At 71.4% G+C, this 18,803-nt stretch carries 17 protein-coding genes, 1 pseudogene and 1 riboswitch; of the genes and pseudogenes, 1 reads left to right on the forward strand and 17 read right to left on the reverse strand.

The genetic code is table 11. The annotated features are described in order from the left end of the window. Nucleotides 1–114: 114 nt before the first annotated feature. The 7 genes from P2424_RS22785 to rpsB form a co-directional block, all read right to left on the reverse strand. A complete protein-coding gene (locus tag P2424_RS22785) occupies nt 115–1,191 on the reverse strand; it encodes a thiamine ABC transporter substrate-binding protein (RefSeq protein ID WP_276477610.1) in 1,077 nt (358 codons plus the stop codon). Next, nucleotides 1,187–1,303: riboswitch (TPP riboswitch) on the reverse strand. It overlaps the preceding gene by 5 nt. Nucleotides 1,304–1,354: 51 nt before the next feature. Continuing rightward, complete coding sequence (gene rlmN / locus P2424_RS22790) at nt 1,355–2,461, reverse strand: 23S rRNA (adenine(2503)-C(2))-methyltransferase RlmN (RefSeq protein ID WP_276477611.1); 1,107 nt, start codon at nt 2,459–2,461, stop codon at nt 1,355–1,357. 130 nt (nt 2,462–2,591) lie between these two features. Continuing rightward, entirely contained in the window at nt 2,592–3,770 is a 1,179-nt protein-coding gene (locus tag P2424_RS22795; protein WP_276477612.1) for a phosphatidate cytidylyltransferase, read from the reverse strand. Between the two features lie 39 nt (nt 3,771–3,809). Further along, nucleotides 3,810–4,367, reverse strand: coding sequence for a ribosome recycling factor (gene frr, locus P2424_RS22800; protein ID WP_276477613.1), 558 nt, complete (start codon nt 4,365–4,367; stop codon nt 3,810–3,812). A gap of 271 nt (nt 4,368–4,638) precedes the next feature. Continuing rightward, the gene (pyrH, locus tag P2424_RS22805; protein WP_026004505.1) at nt 4,639–5,394 is read right to left on the reverse strand and encodes a UMP kinase; all 756 of its coding nucleotides are present in this window, start codon (nt 5,392–5,394) and stop codon (nt 4,639–4,641) included. 199 nt (nt 5,395–5,593) lie between these two features. After that, a complete protein-coding gene (gene tsf / locus P2424_RS22810; RefSeq protein ID WP_276477614.1) occupies nt 5,594–6,430 on the reverse strand; it encodes a translation elongation factor Ts in 837 nt (278 codons plus the stop codon). A 147-nt stretch (nt 6,431–6,577) separates the two neighbouring features. Further along, complete coding sequence (gene rpsB / locus P2424_RS22815; RefSeq protein ID WP_276477615.1) at nt 6,578–7,486, reverse strand: 30S ribosomal protein S2; 909 nt, start codon at nt 7,484–7,486, stop codon at nt 6,578–6,580. A 703-nt stretch (nt 7,487–8,189) separates the two neighbouring features. Here rpsB and P2424_RS22820 point away from each other — a divergent pair. Continuing rightward, nucleotides 8,190–8,783 (forward strand): annotated as a pseudogene (locus tag P2424_RS22820) (M23 family metallopeptidase); the annotation flags it as partial. A gap of 250 nt (nt 8,784–9,033) precedes the next feature. On the opposite strand, the gene P2424_RS22825 reads toward P2424_RS22820, so the two are convergent. From P2424_RS22825 to lepB (P2424_RS22870), 10 genes are all read right to left on the reverse strand, one after another. Further along, nucleotides 9,034–9,573: a TetR/AcrR family transcriptional regulator gene (locus tag P2424_RS22825; RefSeq protein WP_276479084.1), complete on the reverse strand. Its 540-nt coding sequence runs from the start codon at nt 9,571–9,573 to the stop codon at nt 9,034–9,036. A gap of 100 nt (nt 9,574–9,673) precedes the next feature. Beyond that, nucleotides 9,674–10,528 (reverse strand): RNA polymerase sigma factor WhiG, encoded by an 855-nt coding sequence (whiG, locus tag P2424_RS22830; RefSeq protein ID WP_276477616.1) that lies wholly within the window; start codon nt 10,526–10,528, stop codon nt 9,674–9,676. A 295-nt stretch (nt 10,529–10,823) separates the two neighbouring features. Continuing rightward, nucleotides 10,824–12,116, reverse strand: a complete 1,293-nt coding sequence (gene dprA / locus P2424_RS22835; protein ID WP_276477617.1) for a DNA-processing protein DprA — start codon at nt 12,114–12,116, stop codon at nt 10,824–10,826. After that, nucleotides 12,113–13,726, reverse strand: a complete 1,614-nt coding sequence (locus tag P2424_RS22840; protein WP_276477618.1) for a YifB family Mg chelatase-like AAA ATPase — start codon at nt 13,724–13,726, stop codon at nt 12,113–12,115. Before P2424_RS22840 ends, dprA begins: the two co-directional genes overlap by 4 nt. After that, nucleotides 13,726–14,082: a YraN family protein gene (locus tag P2424_RS22845; RefSeq protein ID WP_276479085.1), complete on the reverse strand. Its 357-nt coding sequence runs from the start codon at nt 14,080–14,082 to the stop codon at nt 13,726–13,728. Before P2424_RS22845 ends, P2424_RS22840 begins: the two co-directional genes overlap by 1 nt. A 396-nt stretch (nt 14,083–14,478) precedes the next feature. Further along, entirely contained in the window at nt 14,479–14,802 is a 324-nt protein-coding gene (locus P2424_RS22850) for a DUF2469 domain-containing protein (RefSeq protein ID WP_019355837.1), read from the reverse strand. A gap of 39 nt (nt 14,803–14,841) precedes the next feature. After that, nucleotides 14,842–15,579 carry a signal peptidase I gene (lepB, locus tag P2424_RS22855; protein ID WP_276477619.1) on the reverse strand — a complete coding sequence of 246 codons (738 nt, stop codon included), beginning with the start codon at nt 15,577–15,579 and terminating at the stop codon, nt 14,842–14,844. An 85-nt stretch (nt 15,580–15,664) separates the two neighbouring features. After that, complete coding sequence (lepB, locus tag P2424_RS22860; RefSeq protein WP_276477620.1) at nt 15,665–16,618, reverse strand: signal peptidase I; 954 nt, start codon at nt 16,616–16,618, stop codon at nt 15,665–15,667. Nucleotides 16,619–16,622: 4 nt separating this feature from the next. After that, on the reverse strand, nt 16,623–18,071 hold the full coding sequence (lepB, locus tag P2424_RS22865) for a signal peptidase I (protein ID WP_346660112.1): 1,449 nt from the start codon (nt 18,069–18,071) through the stop codon (nt 16,623–16,625). Beyond that, nucleotides 18,064–18,780 (reverse strand): signal peptidase I, encoded by a 717-nt coding sequence (gene lepB / locus P2424_RS22870; RefSeq protein WP_276477621.1) that lies wholly within the window; start codon nt 18,778–18,780, stop codon nt 18,064–18,066. The genes lepB (P2424_RS22865) and lepB (P2424_RS22870) overlap by 8 nt, the downstream gene beginning before the upstream one ends. Nucleotides 18,781–18,803 lie beyond the last annotated feature (23 nt).

Raw genomic sequence — 18,803 nt, forward strand, 5'->3', positions numbered from 1 at the left:
GGCGGTCCGCGGCGGCGGACGGTCGCGCGGGCGCGGCGGGGCCGTCCGGGACGCCGGGCGGCACCGGCCCTTCCGGAGAGTCCGGCAGGTCCCGGGCCGCGGCGTCGCGGGCGACTACTTCACGGCGAGCGACGTCCACGTCTTGATCCACTGCTCACGGTGTTCCGCGATCTTCCGCGGGGCGACGGTGGCGGGGTCGTCCACGGTCTCGCCGTACTTGGTGAACAGCTCCGGCAGCCGGGCGTCCTCGCGGACCGGGTTGACGAACATCTTCAGCGGCAGGTCCTCCTGGAACCGCTTGCTGAGCAGGAAGTCCAGCAGCGCCTGCCCGCCCTCGGTGTTCTTCGCGCCGCGGAGCAGCCCGGCGTACTCGGTCTGCCGGAAGCAGGTTCCCTCGGCCACGCCGGTCGGCGCCTGCTCGGGCGGGTTCTTCTCGCCCATGACCTCGGCAGGCGGGCTGGAGGCGTAGGAGACGACCAGCGGTTTGTCGCCCTTGCCCTTGCCCTCGCGGGAGCCGCTGAAGCGGTCGTTGTAGGCCTGCTCCCAGCTTCCTGCGACCTCGGCCCCGTTGGCGCGCAGCTTCTTCCAGTAGTCCTGCCAGCCGTCCTCGCCGAACTCGGCGACGCTCGCCAGCAGGAACGCCAGGCCGGGAGAGGAGGTGGCGGCGTCCTCGGTCACCAGCAGGTCCTTGTAGCGGGGCTTCGCCAAGTCCTGCAGAGTACGCGGCGGGTCGAGCTTCTTGTCGGCGAACCACCGGCGGTCGTAGTTGACGCACACGTCGCCCGTGTCCACCGGGGTGACCCGGTGCTTCTCCGGGTCCGCCTGCAGCCGCTCCGGCACCTTCGCCAGGCCCTCGGCCTCGTAGGGGGCGAAGACGTCCTTGTCCAGCGGGCGGGAGAGGAGCGTGTTGTCGACGCCGAAGAAGACGTCGCCCTGCGGGTTGCCCTTGTTGAGGACCGCCTGGTTCACGGCGGCACCCGCGTCGCCGCCGCGCAGCACCTCGACCTGGTAGCCGCTGCGCTTCTCGAAGTCCTCGAGCACGGACTTCGAGACGGCGAACGAGTCGTGGGTGACGAGGGTGACGGTCTTGGAATCGGCGTTGTCGTCCGCGCCTCCGCAGGCGGTGGCCAGCAGTGCGAGGCTGAGGACAGCGGTGGTTGCGGCGGCAGCCCGCCGCGCGTGCTTCTTCATCAGTGCATCGACTTCCTACCCGGCATGACCCGGGCGAGGTTCGAGGGTCTGCGGCACGTACGGGCGTACGGGCCACACTCTCAGCGCTGTGAGCGCTCCCCTGTCGGCTGTTCGGTTGTACGGGCCGCACCGGGCGGCCCGTTCGAACACTACCAGTCAGGCGTCAGCGTTCGGTCGCCGCGAGCTGGCCGCACGCACCGTCGATCTCCTGACCCCGGGTGTCCCGTACGGTCACGGGCACACCGTGCGACTCCAGCGTCCGCACGAATGCGGCCTCGTCCTCGGGACGGGAAGCGGTCCACTTGGAACCGGGCGTCGGATTGAGCGGGATGAGGTTGACGTGCACCCGCTTGCCCTTGAGCAGCCGGCCCAGCAGATCGGCACGCCACGCCTGGTCGTTGATGTCCTTGATCAACGCGTACTCGATGGAGACCCGGCGTCCGGACCTGGCCGCGTACTCCCATGCGGCGTCGAGCACCTCCCGCACCTTCCACCGGGTGTTGACCGGCACCAGGGTGTCCCGCAGTTCGTCGTCGGGCGCGTGCAGGGAGAGCGCCAGCCGGCATTTGAAGCCCTCGTCGGAGAAGCGCAGCATCGCGGGTACGAGACCGACCGTGGAGACGGTGATGCCGCGCTGGGACAGCCCGAGACCGTCCGGCTCGGGATCGGTCAGCCTCCGGATGGCGCCGACCACCCGCTTGTAGTTGGCCAGCGGCTCGCCCATCCCCATGAAGACGATGTTCGACAGCCGTGCCGGCCCGCCGGGCACCTCGCCGTCCCGCAGGGCGCGCATCTCGTCGACGATCTGGTGGACGATCTCCGCGGTGCTCAGGTTCCGGTCCAGGCCGGCCTGGCCCGTGGCGCAGAACGGACAGTTCATCCCGCAGCCGGCCTGCGAGCTGATGCACATGGTGACCCGGTCCGGGTACCGCATCAGGACGGACTCCACGAGCGTCCCGTCGTGCAGCCGCCACAGCGTTTTGCGCGTGGCGTCGTCGTCGCAGCTGATGTGCCGCACCACGCTCATCAGGTCGGGCAGCAGCCCGGACGCCAGCTTCTCGCGGGCGGCGGCAGGGATGTCGGTCCACTGTTGCGGGTCGTGCGCCAGCCGCGCGAAGTAGTGCTGCGAGAGCTGCTTGGCGCGGAAGGGCTTCTCGCCGAGCTCCGCGACCGCCGCACGGCGGTCCTCGGGAGCGAGATCGGCAAGGTGGCGGGGCGGCTTCTTGGCGCCGCGCGGGGCGACGAACGTGAGTTCTCCGGGTGCAGGCATAGCCGTACCAGTGTCGCAGATCATTTTGGCGGGCCGCTGGTCAGCGGGGCAGGGCGGCAGTCCCCGGTCAATCGGCCCCGCCGGGCCCCGGGGCCCTGCCGTCGCGCGGTCCTGATCGGTCGAGGCGGGCTCAGCCCGCGCCGACGAAGACGACCAGCAGCAGCCAGACAACCGGCGCGGTCGGCAGCAGCGAGTCGAGCCGGTCCATGATGCCGCCGTGCCCGGGCAGCAGGGTCCCCATGTCCTTGATGCCCAGGTCCCGCTTCATCATCGACTCGCCCAGATCGCCCAGGGTGGCGCTGACCGCTACCGCGAGGCCCAGCAGCAGGCCCTGCCACCAGCGACCGTCGTCGATCAGGAACTGCGTGCACAGGGCGCCCGCCGCCATGGCGAAGGCCACCGCGCCGACCAGCCCCTCCCGGGTCTTGCCGGGGCTGATCCGGGGGGCCAGCTTGTGTCGCCCGAACCGCCAGCCCACCGCGTAGGCGCCGGTGTCGCTGACCACGGTGAGGATCAGGAACGTCAGTACCCGCCAGGGTCCGTCGTCCGCCGCCAGCATCAGGGCGACGAAGGTGGCGAGGAAGGGCACGTAGAAGGCGGCGAAGAGGGCCGCCGTCACATCCCGCAGGTAGTCGGCCGCAGGCTGCGTCATGCGCCAGGCCAGCACCGTCAGAGCTGTGAGCGCCATGGCGATCCAGGCACCCTCCGCGCCCCGCAGATAGCCGGCGATCGTCATGGCCGCGCCGCCGAGCGCCAGCGGCACCAGCGGGACCTGGATCCCCTTGCGCTCCCGCAGCCGCGAGGTCAGTTCCCAGAGCCCGACGACGACCGCCAGCACGATGACGCCGAGAAAGGCCGGCTTGTAGAAGAACAGCGCAGCCAGGATGACGACGCCGAGGCCCAGACCGACCCCTATCGCCGCGGGCAGGTCCCGCCCGGCGCGCTTCCTGCCCCCCTCTGCAGCTGCGGTCGTTTCGGGCTGCCGAGGGGTGTGGGGCGGTTCCGGTCCGTCCTGGCCGTGCCGCGCGCCGGAGGGACCGGCGGGATCTGTGGGGCCGGGGCCGTCGGGGCCGCGCCGGCGGGCACGGCCGTCTTCAGCGTCACCGGGGCTCCCGGGGTCGGGTGCAATGGGCATACGCCGAGTCTGCGACGCGTCGCCGCCCACATCGTGCACGGGGACGCTCACGTCGTGGGCGGACACCGGACCATCGCCCGGGCGGGGCATCGCCGCGGGTGCGGCGGAGCCCTGCTCGGGAGGGCCCCAGTAGCCCGCGTCCGGTTGCGGCGCTCCCCAGGAAGAGTCGTTCACAGATAGCAGCCTTCGACCTCGGACCTTGGGACGGTGGGCTCAGACTTCGAGCAGCTCGGACTCCTTGTGCTTGAGCAGCTCGTCCACCTGTGCGACGTACTTGGAGGTGGTGTCGTCGAGTTCCTTCTCGCCCCTGCGGCCCTCGTCCTCACCGACCTCGCCGTCCTTGATGGCCTTGTCCATGGTCTCCTTGGCCTTGCGCCGAATGCTCCGGATGGAGATCTTGGCGTCCTCGCCCTTGGCCTTGGCGACCTTGATGTACTCCCGGCGGCGTTCCTCGGTCAGCTCGGGGAACGTCACCCGGATGATATGGCCGTCGTTCGACGGGTTGACGCCCAGATCCGAGTCGCGGATGGCCTGTTCGATGTTGCGCAGCGAGCTCTTGTCGAACGGGGTGACCACCGCCATCCGGGGCTCCGGTACGGAGAACGACGCGAGCTGGTTGATCGGCGTCATCGTGCCGTAGTACTCGGCCACGATCTTGTTGAACATCGCCGGGTGCGCACGGCCGGTGCGGATAGCGGCGAAGTCCTCCTTGGCGACGACGACCGCCTTCTCCATCTTTTCCTCGGCTTCGAGGAGGGTCTCTTCGATCACCACGTGCTCCTGGTTCGATGAATGAGCCTGACTGCTTCATCCGGGGCTGTGAGCTGACGGCCGCCCCGCGGGCCGCCCCGGCCCCCGCGATGCCCTGCTGCCTGCACGGTGTCCGACCGGCAGGCTGTTGTCCATCCCCGTACCGGGCCGTTCCGGCGCCACGGTGTTGCCGTCGGCGCCTGCCGACCGGTGGCCGGCAGCCCGGCCGGATCCGCGGATCCGCCGACCGGGCCGCTGCCGGGTCCGGGTTCGGAGCCGGATTGGGGGCCGGTCAGGGCCGGGTGCCCTGGTTGCTGACCAGGGTGCCGATCTTCTCACCCTTGACGGCGCGGCCGATATTGCCCTCGGCCAGCAGCTCGAAGACGAGAATCGGCAACTTGTTGTCCCTGCAGAGCGTGATCGCGGTCATGTCGGCGACCTTGAGATCGCGGGTGATGACCTCGCCGTACTCGAGCGCGTCGAACTTCACCGCCGCGGGGTTGCGCGCCGGGTCGGAGTCGTAGACGCCGTCCACACCGTTCTTGCCCATGAGCATCACCTCGGCGTTGATCTCCAGAGCACGCTGGGCGGCCGTGGTGTCGGTGGAGAAATAGGGCATCCCCATACCCGCACCGAAGATGACGACGCGGCCCTTCTCCAGGTGGCGGATCGCACGGAGCGGGATGTACGGCTCGGCGACCTGCCCCATCGTGATGGCGGTCTGCACTCGCGAGTCGATGCCCTCCTTCTCCAGGAAGTCCTGGAGTGCCAGGCAGTTCATCACGGTGCCGAGCATGCCCATGTAGTCCGAGCGCGCGCGGTCCATACCGCGCTGCTGGAGCTCGGCCCCCCGGAAGAAGTTGCCGCCGCCGATGACGACAGCCATCTCGGCCCCGTCCTGGACGACCGAGGCGATCTCCCGGGCCATCTTGTGCACGACGTCGGGGTCGACACCGAGTCCGCCGCCACCGGCGAACGCCTCGCCGGAGAGCTTCAGCAGGAAGCGCCGTCGGCCGTCGCTGTCGTTGTCGGTGTCATTGCTGCTCATGGAGATCTCCTCGTGCACATACGAAAGAGGCCATTGCCGTCGGATCCTCGCGGTTCCCTCTGCGGCAATGGCCTCCTCGTCACAACTGCCCTGTGCCCGACCTTATCGGGCCCGGGCCGGTTCCGGGCGCGCTACCCGGTGTGCTCCACCTCCGAGCGAGCGGAACCGGCCTGCGCGGGATGCGTCGGGAACGGGGTCCTCAGGCACCGACGCGGAAGCGGGCGAAGCGCTTCAGCGACACACCGGCCTCGTCCAGGACCTTCTGCACGGACTTCTTGTTGTCCTTGGCGAAGGGCTGGTCCAGGAGGGTGTTCTCCTTGAAGAAGCCGTTGACCCGGCCCTCGATGATCTTCGGCAGGGCGGCCTCGGGCTTGCCCTCCTCGCGGGCCGTCTCCTCGGCGATGCGGCGCTCGTTGGCGACCGTCTCCTCCGGGATGTCCTCGCGGGTCAGGTACGCCGGGGCGAAGGCGGCGATGTGCTGCGCGACGTCCTTGGCGATCTCCTCGTTCGCGGCGTCCAGCTCGACGAGCACACCGACCTGCGGGGGCAGGTCCGGGCTGGTGCGGTGCAGGTAGGAGCCCACGAAGGCGCCGGAGAACTGCGCGAAGCGGTCCAGCACGATCTTCTCGCCGAGGCTGGCGTTGGCCTCGTCGACGTACGCCTGCACGGTCTTGCCGGACTCGATCTCGGAAGCGAGCAGCGCGTCGATGTCGGCCGGCGAGGTGGCCTCGATGTGCGCCGCGATGGCCTCGGCGGCGGCGAGGAACTTCTCACCCTTGGCGACGAAGTCCGTCTCGCACTTGAGCTCGACCAGCACACCGGTGGCGTTGTCGGCGGCGATGCGGGTGATGACCGCGCCGTTCTCGGCGGTGCGGCTCTCGCGCTTGGCCACGCCCTTCTGGCCCTTGACGCGCAGGACCTCGACGGCCTTGTCGACGTTGCCCTCGGCCTCGTCCAGCGCCTTCTTGCAGTCCATCATGCCGGCGCCGGTCAGCTCCCGGAGCTTCTTGACGTCGGCGGCGGTGTAGTTCGCCATGGTCTGTGAATCTCTTCTCGGAAAGTCGGTGAGGTTGGTTCGGAGTCACACGGGACCGGCTCAGCTCACGGCTGGACGGCGGGGGCACCCGGCCCCCGCCGTCCCACCGCGGACCTGTGGGCCCACGTGATCCACGTGACCCGTGGGTCAGCCCTGCTGCTCGGCGGGGGCCGCCGCCTGCTCGTCCTCGGCAGCGGTACCGGCGGCCTCAGCGGCGGGCTGAGCCTCGGCCTCGGCCTCGGCGGGCTTCTCCGCCTCGGCAGCCGGCTTCTCGGCGGCCTTCTCGCCCTCGAGGAGGTCACGCTCCCACTCGGCCAGCGGCTCACCGGCGGCCTTCTCGCCCTTGCTCTCGCCGGAGCCCCCGGACGAACGGGCGATGAGGCCCTCCGCCACGGCGTCCGCGATCACGCGGGTCAGCAGAGTGACGGAGCGGATCGCGTCGTCGTTGCCCGGGATCTTGTAGTCGACCTCGTCGGGGTCGCAGTTGGTGTCGAGGATCGCCACCACCGGGATGTTGAGCTTGCGCGCCTCGCCGACGGCGATGTGCTCCTTCTTGGTGTCCACGATCCAGACGGCGCTGGGCACCTTCTGCATCTCGCGGATACCACCGAGGGTCTTCTCCAGCTTGGCCTTCTCGCGGGAGAGGACCAGCAGCTCCTTCTTGGTGAGGCCGGAGGCGGCCACGTCCTCGAAGTCGATCTGCTCCAGCTCCTTGAGGCGCTGCAGCCGCTTGTAGACCGTCGAGAAGTTGGTGAGCATGCCGCCGAGCCAGCGCTGGTTCACGTAGGGCATACCCACGCGGGTGGCCTGCTCGGCGATGGCCTCCTGGGCCTGCTTCTTGGTGCCGACGAACATGATGGAGCCGCCGTGGGCGACGGTCTCCTTGACGAACTCGTAGGCGCGGTCGATGTACGACAGCGACTGGAGCAGGTCGATGATGTAGATGCCGTTGCGCTCGGTGAAGATGAAGCGCTTCATCTTCGGGTTCCAGCGACGGGTCTGGTGCCCGAAGTGGACGCCGCTCTCCAGCAGCTCCCGCATCGTGACGACGGCCATGGCCGTTCTCCTTGGTGTACTCGGTTGTCGTCAGCGGAGGCCGGACGCCCCCGCTTGCCTGACGCCCCGACGCGCCGCCCGGAGGGTTCCGGCGTGGAGACCGGGACCGTTCCTGGGACCGAGATGCGCGGCCACCGGGTGAGGGTGGCGGGGCGTGCGAAGTCAGCCCGGTCACCCGGGCCGCACCAGCAGTGTACGGGACCGCGGAGGGGCGCCGCGCCCGCCGGGGGCCGGGCGCCGTACCGCGGGCGTCGGGCACCGAAGGTCCGCGGGGGACCGGGGCGCGGAGTCGGTTCCGGGGCCGGACGCCGCCCGGCGCGGGCCCCTCGCACGGATGACGAGCGCGGAAGGCCAGCAGCCGCTCCCCGTGCCGCCCGGCGCCCTCACCTCCGGCGCCACACCCCGATCCCCTCATCGGGGTGACGGAGCTGTCCACAATCGGCCGGTTGTCCACAGCCCCGGACCATGATCCCCGCGCAACGGCGAACCGGGTCACCGTTCTGCCATGGAACAGCCTCCCTTCCCCGGCGACGACTCGGGCCGCGCCCTCCCGGTCTCGCGGCCTTCCCGTTCCCGCGCTCCGCACCGACGGGGAGCGCGACGGGGAGCGGCCCGCGCCGCCGGGCACGCGGCGCGGGCCGTTCTCCTGCTGGGGCTGCTGGGGCTGCTGGTCCTGCTGAGCTCCCTTCCCGATGTGAGCACGATGACCGCACCCGCCGCGGCCCGCGCGGTGGAGCCGTCCGCCGCCACGGATGCCCGCGAGGCCGTGAGAGCGGGGGGCGGGCCGAGCCACGCGTCCGGAGACCGCGATCCCCCGGGCCGGGAAGCGGACCTCCCGGTGGCCGGGCGGGCCTGGCCGGTCCGGGGAAGAGGCGGTGCCGGGAGGCCGCTGGTGCTGCGCGGCTGGGATCCACCGCCCGAACCGTGGTCGGCGGGCCACCGCGGGGTCGACCTCGCCTCCGGCGCCGGGCAGCCCGTACGCGCGGTGGCGGCGGGCCGGGTCTCGTTCGCCGGACGGGTCGCGGGGCGGTGGGCGGTCTCCATCGAGCTCAGCGGCTCGGGACGGCCTCCGCTGCGGACGACGTACCAGCCGGTGCGGCCCTCCGTGCACAAGGGCGAGCAGGTGCGGGCCGGTCAGCGGGTGGGCACACTCCTGCGCGGCACTCACTGTCCGCGCACGTGCCTGCACTGGGGGCTGCTGCGGGGCAAGCGCTATCTCGACCCGCTCTCCCTGCTGCCCGCCGCGCTCCTTGGCGGACCCTCCCGGCTGCTGCCCGTCCGCGGAGTGCCGGTACCGGACGAGGGCAGCGCCCCGGGGCGGCGGGAATCGGCGGACAGCGGACCGGGCCGGGTGCCGCAGGCCGCTGCCACCGACAGAGACAGCCCGGCCGCCGGCCTGGGCGCCTCGGCTCTCGCGCTGGGCGCGCTGTGGGCGCACCGGCGGCTGAACGGCAGGTCCGGGGCAAGGCCGCGGGCCGCGGGCGGTGGCCGATCGGCCGGATGCCGGGAGGCGGAAGGACCGCCTCCCACCGACCGCCTGTCCGCGGTCAGCCGCGGACGCCGTTCAGCGCCATGGAGACGGCGGCCTCGGCGATCTGCTCCGGGTCCTCGGCGGCTCCCAGCTCGATACGACGCACCCCCGCGTCCACGACGCCCTGCAGCAGCACGGCGACGAGACGGGGCCGGGCGTGGCCGAGCTCGCCGAGCGCCTCGACGACCATCGAGATCAGCCCGCCATGTGCGGCGCGGATCCGCTCGCGCGCCCCTCCATCCAGTTCACCCGCGGAGATCGCGACGACGGCGCGGTGGCGGCGGTCCCCGACCAGGGCCAACTGCCTGCGGACGTATGCCTCGACCTTGCCCCCGGGTGTCGGTGCGGCCCGCATGGCCGACTCGACCTCGGCTGCCCACACCGGGAAGTCGGCAGCGCACAGCTCTTCGACGACCGCGGCACGGGAGCGGAAGTACTCGTAGACGGAGGAGCGCGCCAAGCCGGTGCGCTGCGCGAGGGCGGGGAAGGTCAGGGCTTCCGTACCGCCCTCGGACAGCAGTGACCTGGCGGCGTCCAGCAGGGCCGCGCGCTGCATCGTCCGGTGCTCGGCCACGGAGGCCGCTCGAATCCTGGGCACGACCCCAGCTTAAGGAGGGACGGTCGAAAGTTGCACGGGTCCCGTGCGACCGGCTGGGTCAGCGTCCCGCGTCGGCGAGCTTGGCCCGCAGTTGCAGAACCGATTTGGTGTGGATCTGGCTGACCCTGCTCTCCGTGACCCCGAGCACCTGACCGATCTCGGCGAGGGTGAGACCTTCGTAGTAGTAGAGGGTGACCACCGTCTTCTCCCGTTCGGGGAGGGTGTTGATGGCCCGTGCCAGCAGCCGCCGCAGCTCCCGGTCCTCGGCAACCTCGACGGGGTTGTCGGCTGCGGTGTCCTCCAGCGTGTCCACCAGAGACAGCCGGTCGCCGCCGTCCCCTCCGACGTGCAGCAGTTCCTCCAGAGCCACCACGTTGGCCAGGGACAACTGGCTGAAGACGCCGTGCAGTTCCTCCGTCTCGATGCCCATCTCCTCGGCGACTTCCGACTCGGAGGGGCTCCGCCTGAGCCGGGCCTCGAGGGTGGCGTAGGCACGCTCCACGGCGCGGGCCTTCTGCCGTACCGACCGGGGGATCCAGTCCAGCGCCCGCAGTTCGTCGATCATCGCGCCCCGGATGCGGGTGATGGCGTAGGTCTCGAACTTGATGGAGCGGGAGGGGTCGAACTTCTCGATGGCGTCGATGAGTCCGAAGATCCCCGAGGAGACGAAGTCGGCCTGCTCGACATTGGACGGCAGGCCGACGCTCACCCGGCCCGCGACGTACTTGACCAGCGGCGAATAGTGCAGGATGAGCTGTTCGCGCAGCCCGCTGTCCGCTGTGGCCTTGTAGGACCGCCAGAGTTCATCCAGCGAGCTGGGCGCAGTCCTGGGCGTATCGTCGTCGACCACGAGGCGCGCGGCTGCGGCGGCCGCTGCGGCGGTGCGGTCGGGCCCGGAGATGTGCTGAGGCATACGTCGCCTTGAGCCGTTCTGCTGGGTAGTGGTGGTCTGTCGGTGCGGAAGCGTGAGTCTGATTGCGAGATGGTGTGAGCGTAGCGTGACCGCGACGTCGCGGTAAGCGACGTCCTGGTTCCTTCCCGGCGTCGGCATGCTCCTTTCCGCGGTTGTTCGGCGGCACGGGAGGCGGACGCGGCGCGGATGACCGGGCACGGGGCCGGGGTGACCTGCCCCGCGGGACCCGCGCCGCCCCGGTGAGCGCGCACGGCTCACCCTTTCACCCGATAGCCCCAGGTCAAGGACCGCCTCATCACCCGATGGGGTGCCCCTTGCCCAGTGCGGTCAACTGCCATCCCTCACCGTCGCGTTCGACGAAGCCGAGCGCCCGCAGTTCGTGGAGGCGTGCGAGGACTTCGCGCGGCGGCACACCCGCGGAAGACGCGATGCGGGAGAGCTCGCCCGTTCCCCGGCCGGGGAGCGCTTCCAGTACCCGCGTCGCACCGGGGCTCAACGCGTCCCTCGGCACCGCCGGTGCCCGGCGCTCGGGAGCCAGCTCACCGACCATCCCCACCTGTTCGATCACTTCGTCGGCATCGGTGACCACTGTGGCCTCGCCCCGCAGGAGTTCGTGGACACCCTGGGAGAGTCCGGAGGTGACCGGACCGGGCAGGCCCATCAGTTGCCGCCCCAGCGCCAGGGCGCGGCGCGCCGTGACCAGCGCTCCGCTGCGCAGGGCCGCCTCCACCACGACCGTTCCCCGGGTGAGCGCGGCGATCACCCGGTTCCGCAGCACGAATCTGCTGCGGGTGGGGTGGTCACCGGGCGGCAGCTCCGCGATCAGCAGGCCGCGCTCTCCCATCGCTCGGATCAGCTCCTGGTTGCCCGGTGGATAGGCGACGTCGGCACCGCAGGCCAGAACCCCCGCGGTCGGCCCCCGGACGGCCAGAGCCCCGCGATGGGCAGCGGCGTCGATGCCGTAGGCGGCGCCCGACACCACGGTCCATCCGCGTTCGGCGAGCCCCGCACCGAGCGCGGCGGCGGAGTGCGCACCGTACTCGGTACACGCGCGGGCGCCGACGACGGCCACCGAGCGCAGCGCCCACAACCGGAGGGAGGGCTCACCCTTCAACCACAGCCCGAACGGTGCGGCGTGGCCCAAGTCGTCCAGCTGACGGGGCCATTCGGAGTCCCCCGGGCAGACGAAACGGCCGCCGCTCGCGGCGATGGCTTCCAGGTCCGCATGCGGCCGCGCCCGTGCGGCCCGCAGCTTCAGTCCCGCCCACCGCCGCTCTCTCCTGCCGCTGAGCGGTCGACCACTCCCGCTCAGCGCCGCCACCACCGCGCATGCGCCGTGCGCGGCCAGCCACCTTCCGACGAGTTCGTCGCCCGGCTCCGCGATACGGGTGAGGGCCGCCCGTGCGAGGCGCTCGGACTCCTCGGGAGCCTGCCCCGGCCGGACCGGGCCCGGCAGCCCGGCGGCCGTGGGGGGCGCCGCTCGGGCACCCGGCTCCGCAGCGGGCGGCCCGTGCTCCGGGGCGGCCGGGGGCGGGGAGGTATCGGGGCCGGCACGCTCTGCCCCCGGCCGCGGGTGCCCGGCGGTCATACGGGAACCTCCGCGGTCGGGGAGCCCCGGCGAATGCCGGTCCTCAACTCCAGGGCGGCGTGGACGTCGTCACGGGTGGGCCGAGGGTGTCCCGCCAGGTCGGCGACGGTCCAGGCGACCCGCAGCACCCGGTCGAGGCCGCGCGCGGTGAGCAGTCCGCGCTCCAGGTCTTCCTCGGCGTCGGCGAGCGCTCCGGGGACCGCTGGATGGCGGGTGCGCAGTTCGTGCCCGGGGACCTCGCTGTTGGTCTCCCACGGCGTCTCGGCGTACCGCACCGCGGCGCGCTCCCGCGCCTCCTGGACCCGGGCGGCCACCACACGGGTGGACTCCACGCGGCCGTCCACCGCGGCCAGCTCGGAGCGGGCCGGCGGCGCCACGGTGACCCGCAGGTCGACACGGTCCAGCAGGGGCCCGGAGAGCCGCGCCCGGTAGCGGCGTACCGCGGAGGGCCTGCACTCGCACCCGCCACCGACGCTGCCGTGCCGTCCGCAGGGACACGGGTTGGCGGCCAGCGCCAGCAGGAAGCGGGCCGGCATCCGCATCATTCCGGCGGCCCGCGCCACCAGGACGTGCCCCGACTCCAGCGGCTGCCGCAGCGCGTCCAGGACCTGCGCACCACATTCGGCTGCTTCGTCCAGAAAGAGCACTCCATTATGGGCCAGGGAGACCGCGCCGGGGCGGGGCAGGCCGGAGCCGCCGCCGACGAGTGCGGCCATGGTGGCCGAGTGGTGCGGGGCGCAGTAGGGCGGCCTGGCGACCAGCGGCTGTCCGCCGGGCAGGGCGCCCGCAACCGAGTGCACGGCGGTGGCCTCGAGCGACTCTTTTCTGCTGAGCGGGGGCAGCAGCCCGGGCAGTCGTTCTGCCAGCATCGTCTTACCCGCGCCGGGTGGCCCCTTGAAGTAGAGGTGATGCCGACCCGCGGCGGAGATCTCCAGGGCGTGCCGGGCGCTGTGCTGCCCCGCCACGTCGGCGAGGTCCACGGGACGCTCTTCGCCGAGCAGGCCGGTGAGACCCGGTGCCGCGGGGGGCCCGGTGAGCCCGGCGCGGGCGGCGCCGGGCAGTACTCCGTCGGTGCCCTCGGGTTCCTCGGGAACCGGTTCGTCGGCCAGCACGGCGATGAGTCGGCGCAGGCTGCGCACCCCGAGCACGGAGACGTCGGGGACCAGCGCGGCCTCCGCCGCGTTCTGCTCGGCGACGACCACCTGCCGGTATCCCGCGTCGGCTGCGGCCAGCACGGCGGGGAGGACTCCGCGGACCGGCAGCACCCGGCCGTCAAGACCCAGCTCCCCGATCATCACCACCTCGGCGGTCTGCCGCGGGTCGAGGCGTTCGGCCGCGGCGAGGACGGCGCAGGCGACGGCGATGTCGAAGCCGCTGCCGCCCTTGGGCACCGAGGCGGGGCTGAGGCCGACGGTGAGCTTCTTCTGCGGCCAGGGCACTCCGGAGTTCACCACCGCGGCCCGGACCCGGTCCCGGCTCTCGGTGAGGCTCTTGTCGGGCAGCCCCACCAGGGTGAAGGCCGCGACACCCGGTTCCAGGTCGGCCTGGACCTCGACCAGCACGCCTTCGACCCCGACGAGTGCGACGGCGCAGGTGCGGGCGAAGGCCATCAGCCGATCCCCCGGACATGCTCCACGACGGGCGCGCCTCGGCCGGGCAGGACGATGCCGACCAGGTCGATGCGCACTCCACCGGTGGGCGGGCGGCCGTAGCGCGCGATCCAGCGCTCGGAGAGCCAGCGCCCCGCCAGCCGCCGCAGCCGGGCCGTCCGCGCCGGCGGCAGGCTGCCCATAGGGGTCTGGAACGGTACGGCCCTGCGGGTCTTGACCTCGCAGATCACAATCGCATCGGCGTCCCGCGCGACGATGTCGATCTCGCCCTCGGCGCAGCGCCAGTTGCGTTCCAGGACCGCCATGCCCGCTTCGCGCAACCGGCGCGCCGCCAGGTCCTCTCCGTACCGGCCCAGGGCGCCCCTCGCGCAGGCGGGCCTGCGCCGGTCCTCACGCCGACCCGGGTCCGGGCCGCCCCGCGGGCTCCGGCCGCCCGGGCGTTCCCCTGCCGGCTGCGGGGTGCGGGGACGTGCGGTGTCAGCTCCGTTGTGTGTTTCGCCGGTGTTCATCACGGCACCACCTCCGGACACCGACTGTGACGGCGCCTGAGGCAGTTCGGGGATCTTGCTCGTTTTCTGTGGAGAACCCGGCAAATGTGGATATCCCCGTCACCTTCACGAGTGAGTGCTCAGCGGAGCCCTCAGCAAAGCGTCCCCGTGGCACCGGACCCGTTGCCGGGTCGCGTGCCACGGGGACGCCATGGGACGCGGGGACGCGTCGCCGGGCCGGATGCCGCAAGGGCACGGAGCGGTTCAGCTCTTGAACCCGGAGTCCTCCGGCAGATCGAGTTCGCTCTTGTTGAGCTCCTCGATGTTGACGTCCTTGAACGTCAGGACGCGTACCTGCTTGACGAAGCGGGCCGGTCTGTACATGTCCCAGACCCAGGCGTCCGCCATCGACACCTCGAAGAAGACCTCCCCCTGCACCGAGTGGACCTGCATCTCGTAGTCGTTGGTGAGGTAGAAGCGCCGGTCGGTCTCGATCACGTATTTGAACAGTCCGACGACGTCTCTGTACTCCCTGTAGAGCTTGAGCTCCATCTCGGTCTCGTACTTCTCGAGGTCCTCGGCGCTCATGGCATGTTCCCCTTCAGCCGTGCGTCCCCCCATTGTGCGTCACCCCGAGCGGCGTCGGGCCGAAGTCGCGCGGCGCCGCGCAAGTGGTCCGTACGCCGCCCCGCCCAGCACCAGGACGGCCCCCACAAGCACGGCGGTCAGTGCCAGCGGAAGCGGACCACGATCGGAGGTGCCCCCGGGCATGTCGGCGAAGCCGCTCGGCTCCGGAAGCATTCCGGCCGCGCTCCCGGGCCAGGCTATGGCGGCGACCCGGGCCTGGACGGCGGAGCGTGGCACGGCACCGTGGTCGGCGTCCTCAAGGTGCACCCGCGAGTCGAGGGATGCCTGCCTGTTGTCCCCCAGCAGGAAGAGTTTTCCCTCAGGCACCCGGGTGGGTTCGAACGCCCGCTGGGAGTCGTCACCCCGGGTATGCAGATACGACTCGTCGACGGGCCGGCCGTTGACGGTGAGCCGGCCCTCCCGGTCGCAGCACGCGACCTTGTCCCCGCCGACGCCCACGACGCGCTTGACCATGGGCACCGTGCCCCAGACCGAGTCCTGGAAGACGACGACGTCCCCCCGCCGCACCTCGTCGCCGTCCACCCGCTCGGCGAGCACCCGGGCACCGGCCTGCACCGTGGGGTCCATGGAGTCGGTGGGCACCGTGTAGGGCTTGTAGAGGACGGCGCCCCAGACGAAGCCGCCGAGGAAGAGCACACACCCGAGGGCCACAGCCGCTCCGGAGATTCGGTCACCCAGGCGGCCGCGGCCCTCGTCGGCACGTTCTGCCTTGCTCACTTCCGTACTCCCGGCTCTTGCGCAACGGACCCGACAGCCTGCATCGGCGCAGACCGCTGACCCTACCGGGCGGTACTCGAGGTCGTCAGCCCTCGCGGGATGCGGACTGCGCGACAGGGCGCGCATGCCGCAGTTGCGTCCGCCGACGCCGCCAGAGCACCAGCGGAACAGCGCCCGCGAGGCCGACAGCGCCCGGCGCGGCGCTCAGCGCGCGCGACTGCACGCCCTTCTGGTCGTAGGTCTCGGGGACCGGCAGCGTGCCCCAGCGGTTGATCGGCCACGCCTTGACGATGGCCCGTCCCACCACCTGCTTCTCGGGGACGAAGCCGTCTCCTGGCTGGTTCTGGTGGTAGCGGGAGTCGAGGGAGTCCTGGCGGTGGTCGCCCATCACCCACAGCTTGCCCTTCGGGACCTTCAGCGGCCCGAACGGCTTGTCGTCGCACGGGGTGTTGCCCGGGTAGACGTACGAGGACTCGTCCAGCGCCGTGCCGTTGACCCGGATCTTGCCGCCCTTCTTGCACTCCACCGTGTCCCCGCCGACCGCGATGACCCGCTTGATCAGGTCCTTCTCGTTGGCCGAGGGCATCAGGCCGATGAAGCTGAGCGCGGTCTGCAGGAAGTTCTCCTCGACGTGCGCCTCGGGGAGCCAGCCGCCCGGGTCGTGGAAGACGACGACCTCGCCGCGCTCCGGGGTCGCTCCGAACCACGGCGTCAGCTTGTCCACCAGCACCCGGTCACCGCGCTGAAGCGTGTCCTGCATCGAGTCGGAGGGGATGGAGAACGCTTGGACCAGGAATGTCTTGATGATCAGGGCGAGGATGAGCGCGATACCGATGAGCATCGGCAGCTCTTTCCAGAACGGGCGCTGCTTCTTCGCGGCCTTCTTGTCGTCCGGCTCCCCGGCTTCTCCGGACGGGTCCGCCGCCTCGGCCGTTCCGTCCGGGTCCGGTGCCTCGTGCTGCGGCTTCGCCCCGGAGGTCCACGGGCCGTCCCCGTCCGCCCCTGAGCCGGCCGCCGTCCCGTCGGTCTCCGCCGTCACGCTGTCACTCCCTCTTTCCACGGCCGGTGCTTCTGCGTCGCCCGTCCTGCCGTCCGCACCCGGACCTCCGTCCTCCGGGTACCCGGATCCGGACCGCGTACCGACCGCCAAATCCCCCACATCCACTCCTCACGCCGCGCATTCGCCTGTCCCGCCAGCGGTACAGGCCCACCATTCCCATAACGAGCGGAAGTTCCGCGGAGAACGGCAGTTGCGCCACCCGATTGTCCCGGTTCATCTGCAGGGAGACGGCTCCGCCACCGGGGTCGGGGACGGAGGCGTACACTCCGGGCTCTTCCAACCGTCTCCAGTGGTCGAACGGCCACGCGATGACGACAGCCTTACCAACGATTCGGTCTTCTCCGATCGTTCCTCGATTCGAATCCTTCAGGTGATAACGCGAGTCGGCGGAGTTGGCGCGATGGTCACCCATCACGAAGACACGTCCTGCGGGGACGTTGACCGTGAACTTCATCCGGGAGGGCTTGTTGCCCGGGTGAAGATAGGGCTCGTTCAGCGGCGTGCCGTTGACGGTGACGCGCCCCTGCTTGTCGCAGCAACGCACCGTGTCCCCACCGACGGCGACGACCCGTTTGATCAGATCCTGCTCGTCGTCCGAGGGCAGCAGTCCGATGAACGTGAGCAGTTCCTTGCCCTGCTTGATCCCGACTGGCGCGCCATCCGGCTTCTTCTTCTCGTTCTCCAGCCAGCCGCCCGGGTCCTGGAACACGACCACGTCCCCACGGTGCGGCTCGGCACCGAACCACGGTGTGAACTTGTCCACCAGCACCCGGTCCCCGATCCGGATGGTCTGCTCCATGGAACCCGACGGGATCACGAACGCCTGCACGAGAAAGGTCTTCAGCACCCACGCGATCAGCAGCGCGACGCAGACGAGGAGCGGGAATTCCTTGGTCGCGGAGAGCCTGCGCCGACGCTGGATGCGCTTGGCGGCGCGCCTGCGATCGGCCCTGCCCTGACCGGGGCGGCGTAGCGGCGGCGCCTCGGAGGCCGGATCCGCCGGCTCGGCGGCGTGAGCGGGCTCTTCGCGGAGTGTGGCGTCAGCGAGTCCCTCGGCATCGGCGGCCCCGGCGTTCCGGGGCCCGGGCGCCGGTTCACCGGGCAGGCCCTGACCGGCCGGGGGCGGGGGCGGGGCGGGGCCCGGGGCGCCGAACGGCTGGGAGCGGCCCCAGGGCTCCGCCCGGGCGTCGGGGCCCGTGTAGTCGTAGGGCTCCGTGTACGGGTAGTCGGCGCCGGGCGGCGACGCGCCGCCGATGGCACCGGGCCCCGGGCCGTGCGGTCGGCCGGGCCTCCCGCCGGGTCCGCCGTACGCACCGTGACCGGCGGGCGCGCCATGGCCGCCGTGCTGGTCGCAGGCCCCGTCGGCGCCACGCGCTCCGGCGCCCGGCGCACCGAATCCGGCGTCGCCCGGGGAGCCCTCGGGATCAGTCATGGCCACTGCCCGTGCCGGACGGCACCGATCCGATGCGGCTCGGCGGCCAGCCGAGCCAGTCGGCCCGCCCGATCACGCGCTCGACCGGAACCGTGCCGCCACCGGGTTCGCCGAGGTGGTCGCGGGAGTCGCTGGAGCGGGAACGGTAGTCCCCCATCACCCACAGGCGCCCCTCGGGCACCCGGATGTCGAAGGGTACGGCGGAAGGGGCGTTTCCGGAGTGCAGATACTCCTCGTCCACGGGCCGGCCGTTCACCTCGATCCTCCCCCGCCTGTCGCAGCAGCGCACCCGATCGCCGCCGACCCCGATCACCCGCTTCACGTAGTCCGTCTCGGCGGGCCGTGCCAGTCCGGTCGCAGCGCCCGCCTCGCGCAGTGCGGCCACCACCGGGTTCGCGTCGGGATCGGCCTCCCTCGAGAAGGAGCCGGTGCCGTCGAAGACCACGACGTCCCCGCGTCGTGGACCGTCTCCGAAACGATAGACCAGCTTGTTCACCAGTACCCGGTCCCCGACGCGCAGGGTCGGATCCATCGAGGAACTCGGGATCAGAAAAGGTTGCACGATGAATGCACTTGTCAGCAAGAGCACCGCCGGCACCGATGCCGCGGCCAGGCCCAGACGCACGGAGCGCGACCTGCCCTTCGTCCCCTGCTCGGGAACCGAAGAGCGGCCGCGCTCCGGTGGTTCGTGCTGTTCCTCGGTCTCCATCGAGCGGAAGCCTAACCGGCCCG

This window comes from Streptomyces sp. WMMB303, assembly GCF_029351045.1.
Taxonomy (GTDB): Bacteria; Actinomycetota; Actinomycetes; order Streptomycetales; family Streptomycetaceae; genus Streptomyces.

Bases quoted from the DNA above. Each gene is read 5' to 3' on its own strand.
- P2424_RS22785 (WP_276477610.1), bottom strand. From the start codon at position 1,191: ATGAAGAAGCACGCGCGGCGGGCTGCCGCCGCAACCACCGCTGTCCTC.
- rlmN (WP_276477611.1), bottom strand. From the start codon at position 2,461: ATGCCTGCACCCGGAGAACTCACGTTCGTCGCCCCGCGCGGCGCCAAG.
- pyrH (WP_026004505.1), bottom strand. From the start codon at position 5,394: ATGAGCAGCAATGACACCGACAACGACAGCGACGGCCGACGGCGCTTC.
- tsf (WP_276477614.1), bottom strand. From the start codon at position 6,430: ATGGCGAACTACACCGCCGCCGACGTCAAGAAGCTCCGGGAGCTGACC.
- rpsB (WP_276477615.1), bottom strand. From the start codon at position 7,486: ATGGCCGTCGTCACGATGCGGGAGCTGCTGGAGAGCGGCGTCCACTTC.
- P2424_RS22825 (WP_276479084.1), bottom strand. From the start codon at position 9,573: ATGCAGCGCGCGGCCCTGCTGGACGCCGCCAGGTCACTGCTGTCCGAG.
- whiG (WP_276477616.1), bottom strand. From the start codon at position 10,528: ATGCCTCAGCACATCTCCGGGCCCGACCGCACCGCCGCAGCGGCCGCC.
- dprA (WP_276477617.1), bottom strand. From the start codon at position 12,116: ATGACCGCCGGGCACCCGCGGCCGGGGGCAGAGCGTGCCGGCCCCGAT.
- P2424_RS22840 (WP_276477618.1), bottom strand. From the start codon at position 13,726: ATGGCCTTCGCCCGCACCTGCGCCGTCGCACTCGTCGGGGTCGAAGGC.
- P2424_RS22850 (WP_019355837.1), bottom strand. From the start codon at position 14,802: ATGAGCGCCGAGGACCTCGAGAAGTACGAGACCGAGATGGAGCTCAAG.
- lepB (WP_346660112.1), bottom strand. From the start codon at position 18,071: ATGACTGATCCCGAGGGCTCCCCGGGCGACGCCGGATTCGGTGCGCCG.
- lepB (WP_276477621.1), bottom strand. From the start codon at position 18,780: ATGGAGACCGAGGAACAGCACGAACCACCGGAGCGCGGCCGCTCTTCG.